Origin of the sequence: Paraburkholderia acidicola, assembly GCF_002362315.1 — a bacterium.
In the GTDB taxonomy this organism is placed as follows: domain Bacteria; phylum Pseudomonadota; class Gammaproteobacteria; order Burkholderiales; family Burkholderiaceae; genus Paraburkholderia; species Paraburkholderia acidicola.
This window is the reverse complement of the sequence record NZ_MTZV01000006.1, coordinates 2,088,032-2,106,047: the sequence shown is the minus strand read 5'-3', so window position 1 is coordinate 2,106,047 and position 18,016 is coordinate 2,088,032. Positions and strand designations below refer to the sequence as shown.

Annotated in this window: 16 protein-coding genes; 2 read left to right on the top strand and 14 right to left on the bottom strand. The window is 60.5% G+C overall.

What is annotated here, in order from left to right:
* Nucleotides 1-795 precede the first annotated feature (795 nt).
* The 4 genes from BWP39_RS31635 to BWP39_RS28085 form a co-directional block, all read right to left on the bottom strand.
* The gene (locus BWP39_RS31635) at nucleotides 796-1,104 is read right to left on the bottom strand and encodes a hypothetical protein (RefSeq protein WP_133116957.1); all 309 of its coding nucleotides are present in this window, start codon (nucleotides 1,102-1,104) and stop codon (nucleotides 796-798) included.
* A gap of 235 nt (nucleotides 1,105-1,339) precedes the next feature.
* The gene (locus BWP39_RS28095) at nucleotides 1,340-2,710 is read right to left on the bottom strand and encodes a TolC family protein (protein WP_170043908.1); all 1,371 of its coding nucleotides are present in this window, start codon (nucleotides 2,708-2,710) and stop codon (nucleotides 1,340-1,342) included.
* Nucleotides 2,711-2,808: 98 nt separating this feature from the next.
* Nucleotides 2,809-4,902, bottom strand: a complete 2,094-nt coding sequence (locus tag BWP39_RS28090; protein ID WP_096726220.1) for a peptidase domain-containing ABC transporter — start codon at nucleotides 4,900-4,902, stop codon at nucleotides 2,809-2,811.
* 36 nt (nucleotides 4,903-4,938) lie between these two features.
* Nucleotides 4,939-6,246: an HlyD family secretion protein gene (locus BWP39_RS28085; RefSeq protein WP_096725484.1), complete on the bottom strand. Its 1,308-nt coding sequence runs from the start codon at nucleotides 6,244-6,246 to the stop codon at nucleotides 4,939-4,941.
* A gap of 307 nt (nucleotides 6,247-6,553) precedes the next feature.
* Between BWP39_RS28085 and BWP39_RS28080 the strand changes: the two genes are divergently transcribed.
* Nucleotides 6,554-7,120, top strand: a complete 567-nt coding sequence (locus BWP39_RS28080; RefSeq protein ID WP_096725483.1) for a GNAT family N-acetyltransferase — start codon at nucleotides 6,554-6,556, stop codon at nucleotides 7,118-7,120.
* Here BWP39_RS28080 and BWP39_RS28075 read toward each other — a convergent pair.
* The gene (locus BWP39_RS28075) at nucleotides 7,117-7,413 is read right to left on the bottom strand and encodes a hypothetical protein (protein WP_133116956.1); all 297 of its coding nucleotides are present in this window, start codon (nucleotides 7,411-7,413) and stop codon (nucleotides 7,117-7,119) included. The genes BWP39_RS28080 and BWP39_RS28075 overlap by 4 nt on opposite strands.
* Before the next feature lie 814 nt (nucleotides 7,414-8,227).
* Between BWP39_RS28075 and BWP39_RS28070 the strand changes: the two genes are divergently transcribed.
* Entirely contained in the window at nucleotides 8,228-8,698 is a 471-nt protein-coding gene (locus BWP39_RS28070) for a PaaI family thioesterase (protein ID WP_096725481.1), read from the top strand.
* Between the two features lie 114 nt (nucleotides 8,699-8,812).
* Here BWP39_RS28070 and BWP39_RS28065 read toward each other — a convergent pair whose 3' ends face one another.
* The 9 genes from BWP39_RS28065 to BWP39_RS28025 form a co-directional block, all read right to left on the bottom strand.
* Nucleotides 8,813-9,661 carry an ureidoglycolate lyase gene (locus BWP39_RS28065; protein ID WP_096725480.1) on the bottom strand — a complete coding sequence of 283 codons (849 nt, stop codon included), beginning with the start codon at nucleotides 9,659-9,661 and terminating at the stop codon, nucleotides 8,813-8,815.
* An 89-nt stretch (nucleotides 9,662-9,750) separates the two neighbouring features.
* Nucleotides 9,751-10,494: an SDR family oxidoreductase gene (locus tag BWP39_RS28060; protein WP_096725479.1), complete on the bottom strand. Its 744-nt coding sequence runs from the start codon at nucleotides 10,492-10,494 to the stop codon at nucleotides 9,751-9,753.
* Nucleotides 10,495-10,576: 82 nt separating this feature from the next.
* Nucleotides 10,577-11,413, bottom strand: a complete 837-nt coding sequence (locus BWP39_RS28055; protein WP_096725478.1) for an amidohydrolase family protein — start codon at nucleotides 11,411-11,413, stop codon at nucleotides 10,577-10,579.
* A gap of 1 nt (nucleotide 11,414) precedes the next feature.
* On the bottom strand, nucleotides 11,415-12,464 hold the full coding sequence (locus tag BWP39_RS28050) for an aldo/keto reductase (RefSeq protein WP_096725477.1): 1,050 nt from the start codon (nucleotides 12,462-12,464) through the stop codon (nucleotides 11,415-11,417).
* A gap of 47 nt (nucleotides 12,465-12,511) precedes the next feature.
* Complete coding sequence (locus BWP39_RS28045) at nucleotides 12,512-13,819, bottom strand: UxaA family hydrolase (protein ID WP_096725476.1); 1,308 nt, start codon at nucleotides 13,817-13,819, stop codon at nucleotides 12,512-12,514.
* A gap of 28 nt (nucleotides 13,820-13,847) precedes the next feature.
* Entirely contained in the window at nucleotides 13,848-14,171 is a 324-nt protein-coding gene (locus tag BWP39_RS28040; RefSeq protein WP_096725475.1) for a UxaA family hydrolase, read from the bottom strand.
* A gap of 50 nt (nucleotides 14,172-14,221) precedes the next feature.
* A complete protein-coding gene (locus BWP39_RS28035) occupies nucleotides 14,222-15,274 on the bottom strand; it encodes an ABC transporter permease (protein ID WP_096725474.1) in 1,053 nt (350 codons plus the stop codon).
* A complete protein-coding gene (locus BWP39_RS28030) occupies nucleotides 15,264-16,787 on the bottom strand; it encodes a sugar ABC transporter ATP-binding protein (protein ID WP_096725473.1) in 1,524 nt (507 codons plus the stop codon). The genes BWP39_RS28035 and BWP39_RS28030 overlap by 11 nt, the downstream gene beginning before the upstream one ends.
* Nucleotides 16,784-17,836 (bottom strand): sugar ABC transporter substrate-binding protein, encoded by a 1,053-nt coding sequence (locus BWP39_RS28025; protein ID WP_096725472.1) that lies wholly within the window; start codon nucleotides 17,834-17,836, stop codon nucleotides 16,784-16,786. Before BWP39_RS28025 ends, BWP39_RS28030 begins: the two co-directional genes overlap by 4 nt.
* Nucleotides 17,837-18,016 lie beyond the last annotated feature (180 nt).

The window sequence follows — 18,016 nt, the reverse complement described above, 5'->3', positions numbered from 1 at the left end:
TTCATAATTTCCTCGTTGAAATAAATAAATTAAAACCCGGGGAATTCCCGATCCTGAATTCACGTTTAAATTAACTCATGCAACAGAAAACGCGTGGGGTATCGCTTTCCCACTTCTCTTGGGCGAGCCAGGGCTCGGGACTGGTTGCGGTGTAGGTGTTGGGGCGGACGGCATTGAAGTATGGGTGCCCAAGATACTTGCACCTGCTGGCCGCCCTCCGGGGATTACCGTGAATCCAGCCAAAGGAAGCCTTCGCGTTGGCACTTTACTGCATGGACATTCTGGTTCACTGCACCCAGTTGGACAAACAAGTTTCCAACTGACGTTGCTGGAGCACAACCAGTCTGACCGGTCACGCCTGATCATCATCAACACTGCCCCAGACCGCCCATCTCGATGACTTATTGGCGATATGTTGACCACGTCATCAGCCTGTCTCAGTCGTTCCTATTTCCTAGAGATTCGAAATATGTACAGAATAATTGACTTAAGAGAACAGAAGTTAAGGTTACAAATATAGTCAATCCAACAGACACGGAAAAACCAAGTCTGATAGCAAAAAAATCAATTGCCGCAAACATGAAGCCAACATGTAGCGACCGAACGACAATTGGCAGATATTTCATCAAGTTAAACATAAATTTTGCTCTCCGTTATCCCACCACCAGCCATCAATGAACACCTCGCCCACTAGGACGAGGTGTTAAAACCAACAATCATATCGGCAGCAAAAAATTGGCGCCCTAGGGAACGAAAATTTGAGCCGAAGAGACTAAAACCTATTCCTAATGCTCCTTACCGAGGAGGCTTGCCACCATTGAGAACCTTTGTTACTCCGGTCTTGACCAGCGAACCAACCCCTCCGGCGACTAATCCGTAAACGAAAGCCGTGCTCGGATTGACCGAACCGGTCATGGCAGCGGTCATACCAGCGGTTGCACCAGTTCCCATTGCGGTAGCGGCCGCATCACCCCAAGCGCCAGAGATGCCTCCAGCACCGGCGAAACCCCCGCTTCCGAAAACTGCGCCTCCGCCATTAGAGGATTCCTCCTGATCAATCCCACCACCGACCAGCAACAGTTCATGCTCTTTCAATTCACGCATATCAACACCATTGATAAAGATTGAGAAAACGCGACATCAGGTTTTCCGAAGAACCCCGAATCGCTACATCCTGATACTTTGTTCATAGCGGTATGGTTCGTATTAGATCGTGGATCGATTGGCCTCCTTTTGCGTGAATATCCTACTGGTTGTAAAAATAGTTGCTCGCTACAGCACAAAGCGTCGCAAGTGCGATGGAACGCGGGAGGCAACCGAGTCGGGAAGAGACCATCCTTCACGGCGCCTCCGTTCCTGACACGCCCTGCCAGCCATCGAGTACGCCAATAGCCAGCGCGAGTTGAAGCCGGGAAATTCGCCAGTCGGCCTGTGACTGGACAATCTGGCGACGCGCGTTCGCCAGCGCACTCTGAGCCGTGAGCAGGTCAAGGAGAGCCCCGATTCCTACCGCATAGCGTCGGCTTGCCACCTCGTAAGCCTGCTGCGCACTCTCTTGCTCCGACCTGGCGACGTTGACGCTCTCTGTTCTGGTCGTCACTGTCTGGTAGCTTTGCCAGACCGAGGTGGCCACCTGTAGCTCGGCATCACGCAAATCGGCCCGGTCGATGTTGACCTGTTCCTCGGACGCCTGATGGCGGTAGACCTGCCCGAATCCCGAGAAGATCGGGATGCTGATCTGAATGCCAATGACACGCGATTTTTCAGGCGTCGCACCTGGATACCCTGCAACCTGCCGGTCGTTGTCCAGGTTGCCAGTCAGGGAAACGGTCGGCAACGCCTGACTTCTCGCACGCGCGGCACCAGCCTTGTCGGCATCGAGCTGGGCCCTTGCGGCTCGAAGCTTGGGATTAACGTTCTGGGCTTGTTCGAGCAGGTCTCCGACTGACTGACTGAACTGCGCTGTCGGTTGCGCGCCGACGTCGACGTCGATCGCAACAGGTGTGTCGACAGCGAGCCCCATCACTGTACACAGCGTGCCTTGTGCGATCTTGAGCAGGCCCGCCGCGTTGATGCGATCAAATGTCGCCTGCTGCCAGGCTGTCCGCGCCTGCAGTTCGTCGTTCAGTGTGCCCACGCCTGCAGCATGCTTGCGCTGCGCGCTGCGATAGCTTTGCTCTGCAGTGGCCTCGGCCTCGACAGCCGCACCTAACGTACTCTCACCGGCCCAAGCGTTGTAGAACGCTTCCGCTGTCTGTTCGAAGATGGTTTGCAGCGAATTGGTATGGGATGCTTTCGCCAGATCCAGCAAACGACGGTAGTAAGTCAGATTAGCTGAGCGCTGTCCGAAATCGAACAACACCCAGGACAACGAGAGAGAGGCATCCTGGCTCGATGTCCGCGTTGTCCAGTCCGGTTGACCCTGACCAAGATTCGTGTACGTGTTGCGGGCACGCTGCACCGATGCATTGGCATTGACGGTCGGCAGATACGCCGCCTGTGCGACACCGACCTGGTCCGCATTCATCAACACGTTAGCCCAGCTATGCTGCACCTTCGGATTGTTGCAAAGCGCCCGGCTCACGGCCTCATAGAGGGACAGGCGCTGCGGCAGGGACTCACTTGCGCACGCGCGTGCATCGCGCTCATCCCCGGCCAGCGTCGACGGTGGTGTCATGTCAATGGCTGCGCGTGTGTCGAACGGGTCCATATGCGCGCTCGACACGGTTGATGCAAGGAAGAGCAGACTGGCAATGACCTGCCTGCCCTGCAGCATGCTCGTCCAGCGGCTCCGTGAGCGAATCGTGCTCATGCTTCTGCCTTCGCGCGCGCAAGATCAATCACGCGATCCGCCGACGCGATGGTCTCCGGTCGATGCGCGATAACAACACGGGTGATATTCAGCGCCTGTATGGCGAGATTGACCGAGCGCTCATTGTCGAGATCAAGGTTGCTGGTGGCTTCATCGAGCAGCAGTATCCGGGGTCGTCGGTAGAGCGCTCGCGCCAGCATGACCCGTTGTCGCTGTCCGGCCGACAGGGCTGACCCCATATCGCCGATATGAGTATGAAAACCCATCGGCATCGCAAGAATCTCGTCGCGGATCGAAGCGAGCTCTGCGCACTTGCGGATCCACGCGTCATCCGGAGCCGGATCGAAGAAGCTGATGTTGTCCGCGATTGATCCGGCGAAGAGCCGGTCATCCTGCATGACGACGCCAAGCATTGACTGATAGTTCGATAACCCCAACTGCCTGATTGGAATTCCTCCGACAAGAATCTCACCGGCGTCGGGTTTCAGCAGGCCTGCCAGGAGCATGAGTAGCGTTGTCTTGCCACAGCCTGATGGCCCGATAACGGCGACCGATTCGCCACAGGCGATGGTCACACCGAAGTCGTCGATTACCCGTCGTTCGGCTTTCCCATAGGCATACGAGAGGCCGCGTACTTCAATCGAGGGCTCGATATCGACGTCCGGGCGCCGGATCAGTTCTCCTTCATGCTCACGCTCCGTGAGGACAATATCTGCAAGCCGCGTTGCATGAAGCTTGAGAATCTGAAGGTCATAGAACTTGTCGATCAGCGCGCTCAGCCGGGCGGTGAACTGCGAGCGATAGGAGAGAAACGCGAACAGCATGCCGACCGACATAGCGTTATCCATCACGGTGCGCGCACCGAGGAAGATAACCAGAATAAACTCGAGCCCGAAAATCAACTGGTGGGCAGTGCGGAAAACCAGCATTAACCGTTGCGTGCGCAGACCGGTGTTCTTGCCCGCTACGACGAGGTTTAGCCATCGCGAGAGCCGTTCATCTGCCTTACCAAACAGACGCACGCTTTGTATGCCGCGCACGGTCTCCATCAACATGCTTCTACCACGGGCAGCAAAAACGATCTGCTGCTGGTTCGACATGCGCAAGGCGCCATACAGGCAGAATCTCAGGACGGCATAGGCCAGCACTGCACACACACTGATCAGACAAAGCCACCGGTCATAGACCAGCATGATGGCAAACGTGCCCGTCGACATCACGCCGTCCAGGATTGCCTCAACAAAACCCAGTGTCAGCGATTGCTGTATGACGTCAATGCTCTCGAAGCGAGACACGATGTCACCAATGTGGCGCTTCGCAAAGTAGTCGATCGGCAGGCGTGTCAGGTGACGGAACACGTTGGCAGTCCACTGCACGTTCACCAGCGTCGAGAAAACGGTGACGGCCCAGCCGCGCAAGGCTTCGGTGATGATGCTGATGATCGTGACAAGCCCGAAGCCCAAGGCAAGCGTTGTCAGGAGATTCCGGTCCCCCGTAGCGATGGCCTGATCAACGACCCACTGCTCGTAAAACGGCGCAACGATACTGAAGCCCTCCAGAGCGAGCGACAGCAGAAAGACCTTGAGCAATCCTCGCCCGACACCCGTTGTCCGGCCCAGCAGGTCTCCTAAACCGATGCGCTGCTGCTCCCGTTTCGCCTGGAATGCCGGGGTCGGAGTGAGTTCGAGCGCGACGCCGCTAAAGTGCAGTGACATCTCTCCCCAAGTGACCTTCCTGGTGCCAGTGGCCGGATCAACGAGAACAACGTGATCACGGGCCACACGCTCCAGCACGACAAAATGCTGGAAATCCCAGTGCAGAATGCAGGGCAAGCGCAGCGACTGAAGCTCGTCGAGTTCAAGGCTGACCGCGCGGCCAGCGAGCTGGAGCGCCGATCCGATCCGTACCAGATCGGCCATCGTCAGTCCCTTCAGGGACACGGAAAAACGCTGCCTCAGCGCGGGCAGATCGATTTCATAGCCGTAGAACGCAGCGATCATGCCAAGACAGGCGAGGCCGCACTCGGTCGCCTCTGTCTGCAACTGCGGATAGATCCGTCGGCGGAATCCGAACTGGAGCCTGTCAATCATCTGCAAGCGCTCCACAACTGATTTTCGCGGCGCTGTTTATGAACGTCGGGTGAGCGCATACAAGGGCTCCAGTACCCATTCATACAGCTTTCTGGTATCGATCTGAACATCACCCTGAACACTCATTCCATCCTGAAGCGGTACCTGCTTGCCGTACGCATTAACTGTCTGGGCATCCAGATCAACTGCGACGCGGTACAGCGATTCGGTTTGCCCTGGAATGAGCGACTGAAGTTGACCGGGGCTGAGTGCGGTACGGGAAATGGAACTGACGTGGCCTGTGTACTGGCCAAATTTCTCGTAGGGAAACGCGTCGTATTGCAGCGAGACAGGGTTGCCCACTTTGACGAATCCAATCGCCTTGCTCGGAGCGAACAGATGAACAACGAAGTGTCCATCGCGCGGAAGCAGCGACAGCAGCGGTGTGGTCGGATTGACCGTTTCACCGACTCGCGACAGGAGCGACGTAACCTCACCATCGACTCGAGCGGGAATCGTGATCTGTCGGTTCGACTCGTTATCTGCGATCTCGCTATCGAGTTCAAAAATCTGGCGTTGGATTTCCGCAAGCGTGTTCTGCTCTTTCAACGGGGCATTTGCGAGGTCCGCCCGCAACTGTGCGAGTTCACTCTGCGATGACGATCGCTGCTTGCGCAGATCCTCAAGCGCCGTTTGCTGAGTGAGTGACTCCTGCTGGTGCTGTTCGAGTTCAGATTGCGAGACGATATCTTCGCTTCGCAACTGCTCGAACCGTCTGTTGTTGGTGAGACTCAAGTCGTATCGGCTTCCGGTTCCGGCTATTTCCGCATCGAGGTGACGTATTGCTGTGTCGAGGTCCGCTATCCTTTCCTTGAGGGCTCGGGTCTCTTCATCAAGCACGGTTTTCTGCTGTTGCCTGGCGTCTTCAAGGCTGGATCTTCGAGCACGCAGCGAGACACCCATCGATTCACGTGATGATCCGCTCGCGATGGTTCGATCGGTTGAAAGAACCAGCAGGGGTTGTCCCGCCTTGACCTGTTCACCCTCGTGGACCAGTTGGCGTACCACTGTCCCCATCACAGGTGCGAAAACATCTGCGGGACCGTCGTTGAGCGTCACGCGTCCCTGGACTTCCTCCTTACGCGTGTATTCACCGAAGACAAGGAACAGGCCGATCGAGACTGCGATCGCAAAGAGCACGACACTCGTGCCTAGCTGTTGCGACGAACCTGTGAGGACCACATCCCCGAGCCACTGTTGCTGTCGATGCTCAAGCGCGGCGAGCCTGAATAGTGGCGTCACCGTTTCCCCATCTTTATCGGCCAGACGTTCGACCGCGGTCTTCTGGATTGGATTTTTTGTCACAACAAAAGAAAATGTTTGTTGAGTCCGTTTTTCTATCTGAAACCTGCGTGGGTTTCGTCCGACCGGTCAGACTTCCTAAGTTATCGACCGATCTCCCCTTGAATCTCTAGCCTGAACTGTCTTTCTGGCTGGTCCCGCTCTAAAGACGAGCCAGATATCAAAGGGGACCAGTCAATCACGAAGTTTTTTACCTGATGTGTGCATATCCAGATCGCCCCGGACGTTATGCCGACGTCGTCGAGCGCAGCTAGTAGAATGCCTCCGATTCCCCCGCAATCTTTCGCGCTCGCCCCTGGTTGGAAAAGCAATGGCTCATGAGATCCACATCGTCCGATGGGAGGAGTTAAATCCGGCCCAGAAAATCGACGTTGAGAAATTGAAGATTTCCGATCAACAGATTGAATACGCAGGGCCAACTCACCGCGCAGTCGCGGCTTGCGCGTCCGATGTGACTGGTGACATCCTGGGCGCGGCTATTTTCGACGGGGAAGCGATTGCGGGTTTTCTCGTTTTGAAGAGGCGCAACGCCGCACCTGGTTGGGCTTCAACGGGAGCGGCCGTCATTTCGGCCCTACGTATCGACTTACGCTTCCAGGGTTTGGGAATCGGAACGGCGGCGCTCCGGCATTTGCCGGAATGGCTCCTGGCTCATTGGACCGATACCGCGTCGATCATGCTTTCTGTCGACGAAGAGAATGAGGCCGGCCGTCGTTCGTATGCCAAAGCCGGCTGGCTGGATCTGGGAATCCGGGAGAAGGGCAGAATCGGATGGGTTCGCTATATGAGGCGAGACCTGCAAATAGCGCCTCCCGTTCCTGATCGGAGTTCGGCTGGTCGGGGCGACGCTGGTACAAGCGATGCTTGTGTCGGCTAACTATCGATCCAGCCGCTTTCGTCCGCGATATCTTCACGGTGCGCAACACGCACGACATCCGCAGCAGTCAGCGTCAACACTTCCATCACTTCCGCTAGCGCGGCGCGCTCTGCGGGACTCAGTGCATCGTGCCTGGTAGGCCAGACTCTCGTCAGGCGATCAAGCGCGGCCCGCACACGTCGTTGCAGCTCCTGCCCCGAATCCACTTTGTCGGCCAGCTTGTTGAGATTGCGTCGCGCATTCTCTCTGCCGGTGTCCGTTCCATACTCGATCGCCGAAATCAGTATCGGCATCAAGACCTTCCATCGTGGCGTCAGATCCACGACGTCGTGCCTTGTCACGTGTCTGCGCCTGTGCGCTTCGACCGGCATGGCGTCACCTCCGTCTTCGACTGGCTGCAGGTGAGTTCGTGGACCGATTCCTCATCACCACCCCGAATTCTGAGGATCCGCTGCTCGCGTGAGCGCCGTATGCGCCTCTATGTCGGGCGCGTTCGCTAGCGTTGTTACAGGCGGCACGTACGCATCGCGTGCAGCTATCCATTCATGCGCGACGTAACCGAGCAGACACAGACACGCAAGAACAGAGAAAGCGAGGATTGACCAGGCAATCCTGTTTGCCCACTGCATAGGCTCTGACTCCCATTTCAGCTCAGCTGGAGGTCTCCCCGAGCCGCGCTGCCGCGATCAAACGACCGTCAGCGCACGAGATGGTGGCTAGCTTGATTTTCCGAAATGTTTTGAGTCTCGCGATCAATCGATCGACGGTTGCTGGTCAACTCGTCCATGCCGACGCGCCCGATAATACGCGGCACTAGCGGCCTTTTCGCTCTATTGCAAAGGCCATAAAATCGGTGTAGCTACCATCCGGCAATCGACCGCGATCCCGGCAGGAAGCATTGCCACGCATCGCGCGCCGGATCGCTCGCGAATCGGGATGGCTGATCGCCCTAAAAGACGAAACAGGTTGATCGAATGTGCCGATCAGGTGGATTCCAACTGTTTCGCGCAACAGTTCCGCAGTGATTTTTTCGATTTACCTTGACTCCACGCCGCTGCTTCCTAGAGTGGGTAGAACCAGTGCGGGCGCAGCCCGAAGGAACCGGCGATGACAGATCTCCTCGATCGAGCACGCGGCGCGTTGCACGCACAGCCGTTCAGCGTGCTGCTGGGTGCCGAACTGGTACACGTCGGCACGCAGGAACTGACGCTATGCCTGATGATCCGCGACGAACTGAAGCAGCAGCACGGTTTCGTGCATGGCGGCGTCATCAGCTATCTGGCGGACAACGCGCTGACGTTTGCGGGCGCGCTGGCGCTCGGGCCGCGGGTCGTCATGGGCGAATACAAGATCAACTATCTGCGCCCTGCCGTGCGCGGCACGCTGGTAGCACGCGCGCAGGTCGTTTACGCGGGACGACAGCACGCGACCTGTCAGTGCAACCTGTTCGTGATAGACGACCACGACGAACGGCTGATCGCGGTCGCGCAGGGCACCGTCAACCGGATCGGTGACGGGACGGAAACCAGTGCGCCGGGGTGGGCGCCTTCGGTGGATAGTACGGGGCAACCTACCTGAGCCCGCGCTAGCCAACGGGGTGTTCGAGGGATCGAGCGATCGAGCGGGCAATAAAAAAGGCCGCCTCGCGGCGGCCCATTCGTTGTGCTCGAAGTACACAAGCACCGCGCAGCGTCACTCCGCCGCGTACGTCCTCTGCTGCTGCTCGCCGAGCCCTTCAATGCCGAGACGAATCGTCTGACCCGGCTTCAGATACACGGCTTCCGGCTTCACACCCATGCCGACGCCCGGCGGCGTGCCGGTCGAGATGACATCGCCAGGTTGCAGGCTCATACACTGCGACAGATACGACACGAGCTTCGCGACACCGAACACCATCGTCTTCGTGCTGCCGTTCTGGTAGCGATGGCCGTCCACTTCGAGCCACAGCGAGAGATTCTGCGGATCGGCAACTTCATCGCGCGTGACAACCCACGGGCCGATCGGGCCGAACGTGTCGAAGCCTTTGCCCTTGTCCCACTGGCCGGCGCGCTCGATCTGCCATTCGCGCTCCGACACGTCGTTGATCACGCAGTAGCCCGCGACGTAGTCGAGTGCGTTCGCTTCGTCGACATATTTGGCCGGCTTGCCGATCACGACACCGAGTTCAACTTCCCAGTCGGTCTTCTTCGAGCCGCGCGGAATTTCGACGCCGTCGTTCGGCCCTGTGATCGCGCTCGTCCATTTGTTGAACACGACCGGTTCCGGCGGCACGGGCAGGTTCGATTCGGCGGCGTGGTCGGCGTAGTTCAGGCCGATGCAGACGAACTTGCCGATCTTGCCGACGCACGGACCGATGCGCGGATTGCCTTCCACCACCGGCAGCGAATCCGGGTCCAGCGCGCGCAGTTTAGCGAGACCGGCATCGGTCAGCGCGTCGCCGTCGATATCGTCCACCACCTTCGACAGATCGCGAATCCTGCCTTGCGCATCGAGCAGGCCGGGCTTTTCCTGACCTTTCGGTCCATAACGAAGCAGCTTCATCGTGGCACTTCCTCTTTATCCAATGTGTGTCCAGTAACAACAACCTGTGCGCGGTCGCTCCGCCAGGTCTACCAGTTCTGCCCGTTCTCTTAGTTCGACCAGCCGCCGTCGATCACATGCGCCTGGCCCGTCGTGAACGCGGATTCGTCCGAAGCGAGGTACAGCGCGAGCGCCGCGATCTCGTCGGGCTTGCCGACCCGGCCCATCGGCTGGCGTGCGACGAATGCCGCCTGTACCGCGTCGACTGAAGCGTTCTGCGCGGCCGCCTGCGCCGCGATCCGCTGTTCGAGCGACGGCGAATGGACGGTGCCCGGGCAGATCGCGTTACAGCGTACACCACGTGTAACGAAGTCTGCAGCGACGGCCTTCGTCAGTCCGATCACCGCGGCCTTCGACGCGCCATACACAAAGCGGTTCGGCACGCCCTTCACGCTCGATGCCGCCGACGACATGTTGATAATCGAACCACCGCCCTTCTCCAGCATCGCCGGTAGAAACGCGCGGATGGTCCGGTACATCGCCTTCGCGTTCAGATCGAACGCAAAGTCCCAATCTTCTTCGCTCGCCTCGAGAATCGACCCGGCGTGCACGTAGCCCGCGCAGTTGAACAGCACGTCGATTGCGCCGAGTTCGGCGGCGAGCGCCGTGATGGCCGCGCCGTCACGCACATCGAGCTTGCGCGCCTCGACCGGCTTGCCGGCGAGACCGTCGATACGCAGATCGGTAGCAATCACGCGCGCGCCTTCGCGCGCGAACAGTTCGGCCGTCGCGAGTCCGATGCCTTGCCCGGCGGCGGTAATCAAGGCCGTCTTGCCGGCCAGTCTTTGTATCATCTACGGCTCCAGTTGAAATAGCGTTTGCGTCATACCCGGTATTGCAGCGTGCGCTCACCGGCGTGCTGCGGGCATTTTATGGTCACAAGCGATAGAACGCCGCCGCGTTCGCGCCGAATATCGCGTCGCGCTGCGCATGCGGCAGCGCGCCAAGCAGCTTGTCCGCCACCGCATGCCACTGCAGATAATCGCCGTTCAGATTCAGCACCGGCCAGTCGCTGCCCCACATCAGGCGCTCAGCGCCGAAGGTCGCGAGCAGATGTGCGACGTAGGGCTGCAACGTGGTGTCGGTCCAGTCCGGCGACGCTTCCGTGGCGAGACCCGACACCTTGCAGTGCACGTTCGGCAGACGCGCGAGCCGCGCAATTCCGTCGGCCCACGGTTGCCAGCCTGCAGCGCCGTCGCGGACCGGCGGCTTCGCGCCGTGATCGACGACGATGCGCAGCTTCGGAAAACGCGTCGCGAAGATTTCGAGCGGCGCGACGTGGCGCGCGAAGATCAATGCGTCGAATGCGAGATCGTGCGCGATCAGCGCATCGATAGCGGGCGCGAGTTCGGGGTTCGCGATCCAGTCGTCGTCGGGGAGATCTTGCAGCATCGGGCGCACGCCCTTGAATTTCGGCTGTGCCGCCAGTTCGCCGATCAGGGCGGGCGTGTCGGGCAGCAACATCGGCACCCAGCCGACCACGCCCGCAATCGAAGCCTCGTCGCGCGCGAGTGCGAGCAGGTAGCGGGTTTCATCGACAGTTGCCGCGGCCTGCACGACCACGGTACGCGCCACGCCCGCACGTTCGCGCAGTGGCGCGAGATCGGCGGGACCGAAGCGGCGATAGAGCGCCGCAAGATCGGGCGTGAGCCAGCCGTAGTCGTCGCGCTCGGGGTCCCAGTAGTGCTGGTGCGCATCGATCTGCGTCGTCACGTCAGACTCCCGGCACCGGCGCACGCGGATCGATCAGCCCTTCTTCGCGCAGCTTCTGCCACAACTCCACAGGAATCGGGCGTTCGAACGATGCGACGTTTTCGTGCAATTCGGCGGGGCTGCGCGCTCCGGTGAGCACCGAGGCGATCGCCGGATGCGCATATGGAAACTGCAGCGCGGCTGCAGCGAGCGGGACATCGTAACTTTTACAGACCGCTTCGAGCCGTGCCACACGCGCGATGATCTCCGGCGGCGCCTCACCATAGTTAAACTTCAGATCGCCCTGCACGCCGCGCGCGAGAATCCCCGAGTTGAACGCGCCGCCCAACAGGATGCTCACATTGCGTGCGGTACAGGCGGGCAACAGGTCGTCGAGCGTCGCCTGTTCGAGTAGCGTGTAGCGACCGGCCAGCAACGCACAGTCGATATCGAACTCCGCCATCGTTTCGAGAATCGCGGCGCCTTCGTTGACGCCGAGGCCGACCGCCTTCACCGCATCGCCCGCGCGCAGCTCGTCGAGCGCGCGAAAACCGCCGCCCGCCGTGAGCTGGTTCCAGTAGTGCGCGTTGCGCTCGCCATGCGTCACACGACCGATGTCATGGATCAGCAGAATGTCGATATCGACCATACCGAGGCGCTGCTGGCTGTCTTCGAACGAACGCAGGATGCCTTCGCGCGTGTAGTCGTAGTGCGCTTCGAACGGCAGCGGGTTCTGCCAGCCTTCGCTGCCGTCGTACGGTGTGACACGCGGCACGAAGTGACGTCCCACTTTGGTCGACAGTACGTATTCGCTGCGCGGATAGCGGCGTAGCGCGGTGCCGAGGCGGTGTTCGGCTTTGGTGTGACCGTAGTGCGGCGCCGTGTCGAAGAGGCGCACGCCTGCGTTCCAGGCGGCATCGACGGTGGCTTGTGCTTCTTCTTCCGATAAATCGCGGTACAGGCCGCCGAGTGGCGCTGTACCGAGTCCAAGCCCGCTGACCTGCAGCGCGCGTCGACCGATGTTGCGTCGTTGTGCGACTGCGGGCGTGGTTGTTGATCTAGCCTCTGTCATTGCATCCGTCTCCGAGATTGAAGAGTGCGGTGCCGCACTCCCGCCCTTCAATGCGCCGTGATCTCAACCACCCGCCGCGGCACCGCACCCGACGGCAGACAAGCGGGCCCGACCGGCTCGAACGTCTTGTACACCAGAATGAATTCCTGATGCCCCAGCGACTCCGACTTCGACGCCGCACCTTGCGCGATCGCGACGGTCTGGTCGAACACCTCGCGACCCACTTCGTCGAGCGTGCCGCGACCTTCGAGAATCCGCCCCGCGTCCACATCCATATCGCCCGACAGATTGCGATAGGTGGCCGGGTTCGCACACACCTTGATCACCGGCGAAATCGCCGAGCCCACCACCGAGCCGCGCCCCGTCGTAAACAGAATGATGTGCGCGCCGCAAGCAATCAGTTCGCCAATCTCCGCGTTATCGCTGATGTTCGGAAAACCGAAGCGCGGCTCGCCGTCCGGCACGACATCGAGCAGATACAGGCCGCCGGTAGGCGGTACGTCACCCGGTTTGATGATACCGACGATCGGTGACGCACCGCTCTTCGCATACGCACCCAGCGACTTCTCTTCCTGCGTGGTCAAACCGCCATCCGCATTGCCCACCGCGAAGCTGCCATGACCGAGAATCGAGTAATAGCGCGCGGCCTTCGCCACGCACTCGACGATCGCATCGCCGAGTTCGGGCCGCGCCGCGCGGCTCTTCATGTGAAATTCGCAACCGACGAGTTCGCCGGTCTCCTCGAAAATGCAGCTCGCGCCCGCCTCGATCAGATGATCGAACGCGCGGCCCACCGCCGGATTCGCGGTAATCCCGCTCGTGCCATCGGAGCCGCCACAAATCGTCCCGATGATCAGTTCACTGAGCGCCATCGGCACCTTGGTCTGCGCCGCGAGCTGACGGCGCGCATCGCGCACCCAGTCGACGCCGTATTGAACCGTGCTGCGCGTGCCGCCCTTCTCCTGAATGGTCAGCACCTCGACCGGCCGGCCGCTCGCGCGCACGACATCGACGAGGTAATGCTTGTTCATGCTCTCGCAACCGAGCGACACGAACAGCACCGCGCCGACATTCGGATGGGTAGTGAGCTGCTCCAGCATCCTTTCCGCGTAGCTGTTCGGATAGCAGCCGGGAAAGCCGATCAGATGCACGGGTGGTTCGCGTTCGGCAAGCGGATCGTCGAAAGCATCGAGCGGTTCGCGAAACTGCGTGACGATTTCACGCGCAACGTGATGCGCGCATTCGACCAGATAGGCAACCGCGACGACATTGCGGATACCCTTGCGGCCGTCGTTGCGCAACCAGCCTTGCAGCACCGGTTCGGCGGTGGTATTTGCTACGGAAGAGTCAGTCATGATCGTTCCAGCACGGCACGAAGCCGCTTCAGTGATGCACGAATTCGTGGCCCGCGTCGTGCGTATAAGTGGGCAGATAATCGCTTTCGAGGTTGTGCGTGTGCAGATGTTCGCCGCGCGCAACCGGCCCGTTGACATGGCCGATCACCGCACCGTAGCGCAGCACCTTCTCGTCCTTGACGAGCGCACGGCGCGCAACCTTGTGGCCGAGTTCGATGGTCTTCACGAGCGTCACGCGCTCGCCTTCGATGTCGACCTGCGTACCCGCTTCGAGCCGCGCCCCCGCGATCAGGCAGTTGTCCTGCGGGCTCAGCAGGATCAGACGCGTGTCGGTGTTCGATGGACTACTCAAGAGAATTCTCCCCGTATTGCGTGCGCCGCCTGAGGCGGCGCTATGCGTTCTCAGTTCTGCCCTTCACCACTCGCGAGCCGCGCCACCATCAGCGAGCCGAGAATGATCGCGCCGTAGATCGCCTGAATCCAGAACGACGGCACCTGCGCGAGCGTCAACAGGTTCTGCACGATACCGAGCAGCAACACACCGGTCAGCGCACCAAGCATCGTGCCCTTGCCGCCATCGAGCGAAATACCGCCGATCACCGCCGCCGCGAACACCGTGAAGATCATGCCGTTGCCCTGATTCGCGTTGATCGCGCCGACGTAGCCCGTCACCACCAGGCCGCCGAGCGCCGCCAGCATGCTGCCCAGCACGAACACGCCCCACGTGATGCGTTCGACGCGAATACCCGCTGCTCGCGCTGCTTCCGGATTGCCGCCGATCGCATACAGCGCGCGGCCGAGCCGGTGATAGCGCAGCATGAACGCGGCAATCGCGAAGGCTACAGCGGCGAGCCATACCGACAGTGGCAGGCCGAACACGATCGTGGTGGCGAGTTCGAAGAACGACGGCGGCATGTCGAACAGCGTGCCGCCCTTGGTTGCGCCGACCAGCATGCCACGCAGCACGATCAGCATCGCGAGCGTGACGATGAACGCATTCAGCCGCAGCCGTACAACCAGAAAACCGTTGATAAAACCGATCAACGCTCCCACCGCGACGATGGCAAGCAGACCGATCGCTGCGGGCCACTGCGTGCCGAAGCCAGCGGACGCGACCGGCATGACGAGCATCGCGCCAACGGCGGGCGCGATACCGACCGTCGATTCAAGCGACAAATCGAACTTGCCGGTCAGCACGATCAGCGATTCCGCGAGCACGACGAGCGCAAGTGCCGCCGACGCACCGAGCACGCTAATCAGGTTGGCTTTCGTCAGGAAATTCGGATTCACGAACGCGCCGATCACGAGCAGCAGGATCAGCGCCGGCACCAGGGCGAGGTCGCGCAGCCGGGCGAACTCGATGCGCGGACGGGCCGGGCGAGCCGTACCTTGCGCCGGATTCGCGGGTTGCCCGGGGCCCGCCGGAAAGGCGGGGCTTGGCACACTATTCTTCATGGAGACTGACTCCTTCAACGGATGCGATCAGGTCGTGGTCTTGCCAGCCTGCAGGAAATTCGGCCGCGATACGGCCACGGAACATCACGAGCACACGGTCGCAGGTGCGCAGGTCGTCGAGTTCGCCGGATACGACGAGCACCGCCTTGCCTTCCTCGCGTACGCGGTGCACGACCGCGAGTAACGCTTCTTTCGATTTCACATCGACGCCAGCGGTCGGATCGATCAGCACGAGCACGTCGGGATCAGTAGCCAGCGCGCGGGCCATGACGACCTTCTGCTGATTGCCGCCGGACAGTCCCGACACGACGTGATCGGGTCCGGGTGCGACGATTCCGAGCGCCTCGATCATCTTCTGGCCGAACGCGTTCTTCTTCGCGGGTGTTGCAATGCCGAACCGGCCGAGCATCCGCGCGATCGTCATCGATGCGTTTTCCGCCACCGACTGCGTGAGCACCAACCCTTCGTGATGGCGATCTTTCGGCACGCAACCGATGCCGCGCGCGAGTGCCGCGGGCACATCGCCGGGCGGCAGCACGGTACCGTCCACGCGAATCTCGCCGCGCTGCGGCCGGCGCAGACCGGCAATCGCTTCGGCAACGCTGGTGCGGCCGCTGCTCGTCGCTCCTGTGAGGCCGATCACTTCGCCGCGCTTCAACGTAAATGACACATCTTCGTAATCACCACCGCACAACCCGGCGAGTTCGAGCGCCACCGGCGTGCCGGCCGGCAATGCCGCACGGCCTGCCGCGTCGGCGACCGCGAGGCCGCCGCGTTCACCGGTCATCGCTTCGATCAACTGCTCGCGTGGCAACGCCGATACCGGCGCACTGACGATATGCCGCGCATCGCGCAACACCGTCACCGCCTGGCAGATCTCGTACACCTCCTGCAAATGATGGGAGATGAAGAGGAACGTGACGCCTTCGCGCTGCAGTTCGTCGATACGGCGAAACAGCCGCTTGATCTCATCGCCGTCGAGTTGCGCAGTAGGCTCATCGAGAATGATGAAACGCGCGCCATACGACAATGCACGCGCAATCTCGACCAGTTGCCGCGCTTCGACAGTCAGATCGCCGGCACGCGCATCTTCGCGCACGTCGATCTTCCAGTGATCGAGCAACGCACGCGCATCGCGGCGCATCACGCTCCAGTCGATCACGCCGCGCCGCTGCGGCTGCCGGTTGATAAACAGATTCTCCGCAACGGTCAGGTCGCGGATGATCGTCGAATGCTGATAGACGCAGGCCACGCGTTCGCGCCATGCGTCGCGATCGGCGATCACCGGCGCCGCCGTACCGGCAAACTGCACCTCGCCGATATCGGGTTTGCGCAGGCCGGTCAGTATCGACACCAGCGTCGACTTACCGGCCCCGTTACGCCCGACGAGTGCATGCGACTCGCCAGGCATCACGCGGATGCTCACGTCGTTCAGCGCAGCCGTCGAACCGAAGCGCTTCGTGACACCAAGCGCTTCGACCACGGCCACTGCTTCACTCACAGGCACGTTCATTTGAGCGTATTGCCCCACAGGTTCTTGTCGTTGACGTTCGCCTTGGTGACGAGCGGCGCCGGCAACTGGTCTTCGAGCACGCCCGGCGACAACTGGATGATCGTGCTGTCGTGATCGGTCGGACCTGCCTTGAAGGTCTTTCCTTCGAGCGCGGCCTTGATGTAATAGAGGCCGTATTTCGCGTAGAGATCCGCAGGTTGCGAAATAGTTGCGTCGATGTCGCCGCGGCGGATCGCGTCGTATTCCTGCGGAATGCCGTCATTGCTGACGATCACGATGTGCTTCGCATCGCCGGCGGGGAACAGCATCTGTTTGCGGCGCAGCGTTTGCAGCGTCGGCGAGAGGTACACGCCGCCCGCCTGCATATAGATCGCCTTCACGTCCGGATTCGCGGTAAGCAGGCTGTCGAGCGCGGTCGCCGCGACATCGCCCTTCCATGCAGCCGGAATTTCGAGCAGCGACAGGCCCGGATAATTCTTCAGGCAGGCGCGGAACGCTTCGGAGCGGTCACGACCATTCACCGATGCGAGGTCGCCCATGATCTGCACGACCTTGCCCGACTTCACATGCTCGCCGATGTACTTGCAGGCATTCGCACCGTACGCGTGGTTGTCGGCGCGCACCACCATCGCAACCGCGCCCTGGGTCGGCGCGACATCGACGGCGACGACCTTGACACCCTTCGCAGCGGCGTTGTCGAGCGCACGGCTGATCGCCGCGGAATCGATCGGCCCGACCACGATGCCCTTCGCACCGAGGTTCACCATATTGTTCATGTCGGTGATCTGCTGCGCAGGGTCGTTATTCGAATTGACCGGCGCGAGGATGTCGATGCCCATCTCTTTCGCGTACTTCGGCAGATACTTGTTGTACGACTCCCAGAACGGCGAGGTCAGCAGTGGCAGGCCCAGGCCAACCTTGCCGATCTCCGCGGCTTGCGCCGCACCGCTGGCGGCGAAACTCGCCACGCATGCAGCGGCCAGCCCGGCCGATAAAACGGTGCGTAAAGCCGAACGGCGAGCCGTGCGCGGCCCTTTTGCGAATGTCATGTCTGTCTCCTGATCTGCGCGTTGTGGGAACTGCGGGGTACTGCGTGAACCGGCCGGCAGATTGACCAGTGCATCGTCCTGCGCGTTGTTGTTAAATTGGCGAGCGTCAATTCACCAATGAACGTATTATTCATATGCGGACTTTTTGAAGTCAAGTGAAGTGCGCATTGCAAGCGTCCG

Bases quoted from the DNA above. Each gene is read 5' to 3' on its own strand.
- BWP39_RS31635 (WP_133116957.1), bottom strand. From the start codon at position 1,104: ATGCGTGAATTGAAAGAGCATGAACTGTTGCTGGTCGGTGGTGGGATT.
- BWP39_RS28095 (WP_170043908.1), bottom strand. From the start codon at position 2,710: ATGGACCCGTTCGACACACGCGCAGCCATTGACATGACACCACCGTCG.
- BWP39_RS28090 (WP_096726220.1), bottom strand. From the start codon at position 4,902: ATGATTGACAGGCTCCAGTTCGGATTCCGCCGACGGATCTATCCGCAG.
- BWP39_RS28080 (WP_096725483.1), top strand. From the start codon at position 6,554: ATGGCTCATGAGATCCACATCGTCCGATGGGAGGAGTTAAATCCGGCC.
- BWP39_RS28075 (WP_133116956.1), bottom strand. From the start codon at position 7,413: ATGCCGATACTGATTTCGGCGATCGAGTATGGAACGGACACCGGCAGA.
- BWP39_RS28070 (WP_096725481.1), top strand. From the start codon at position 8,228: ATGACAGATCTCCTCGATCGAGCACGCGGCGCGTTGCACGCACAGCCG.
- BWP39_RS28065 (WP_096725480.1), bottom strand. From the start codon at position 9,661: ATGAAGCTGCTTCGTTATGGACCGAAAGGTCAGGAAAAGCCCGGCCTG.
- BWP39_RS28060 (WP_096725479.1), bottom strand. From the start codon at position 10,494: ATGATACAAAGACTGGCCGGCAAGACGGCCTTGATTACCGCCGCCGGG.
- BWP39_RS28050 (WP_096725477.1), bottom strand. From the start codon at position 12,464: ATGACAGAGGCTAGATCAACAACCACGCCCGCAGTCGCACAACGACGC.
- BWP39_RS28045 (WP_096725476.1), bottom strand. From the start codon at position 13,819: ATGACTGACTCTTCCGTAGCAAATACCACCGCCGAACCGGTGCTGCAA.
- BWP39_RS28035 (WP_096725474.1), bottom strand. From the start codon at position 15,274: ATGAAGAATAGTGTGCCAAGCCCCGCCTTTCCGGCGGGCCCCGGGCAA.
- BWP39_RS28030 (WP_096725473.1), bottom strand. From the start codon at position 16,787: ATGAACGTGCCTGTGAGTGAAGCAGTGGCCGTGGTCGAAGCGCTTGGT.
- BWP39_RS28025 (WP_096725472.1), bottom strand. From the start codon at position 17,836: ATGACATTCGCAAAAGGGCCGCGCACGGCTCGCCGTTCGGCTTTACGC.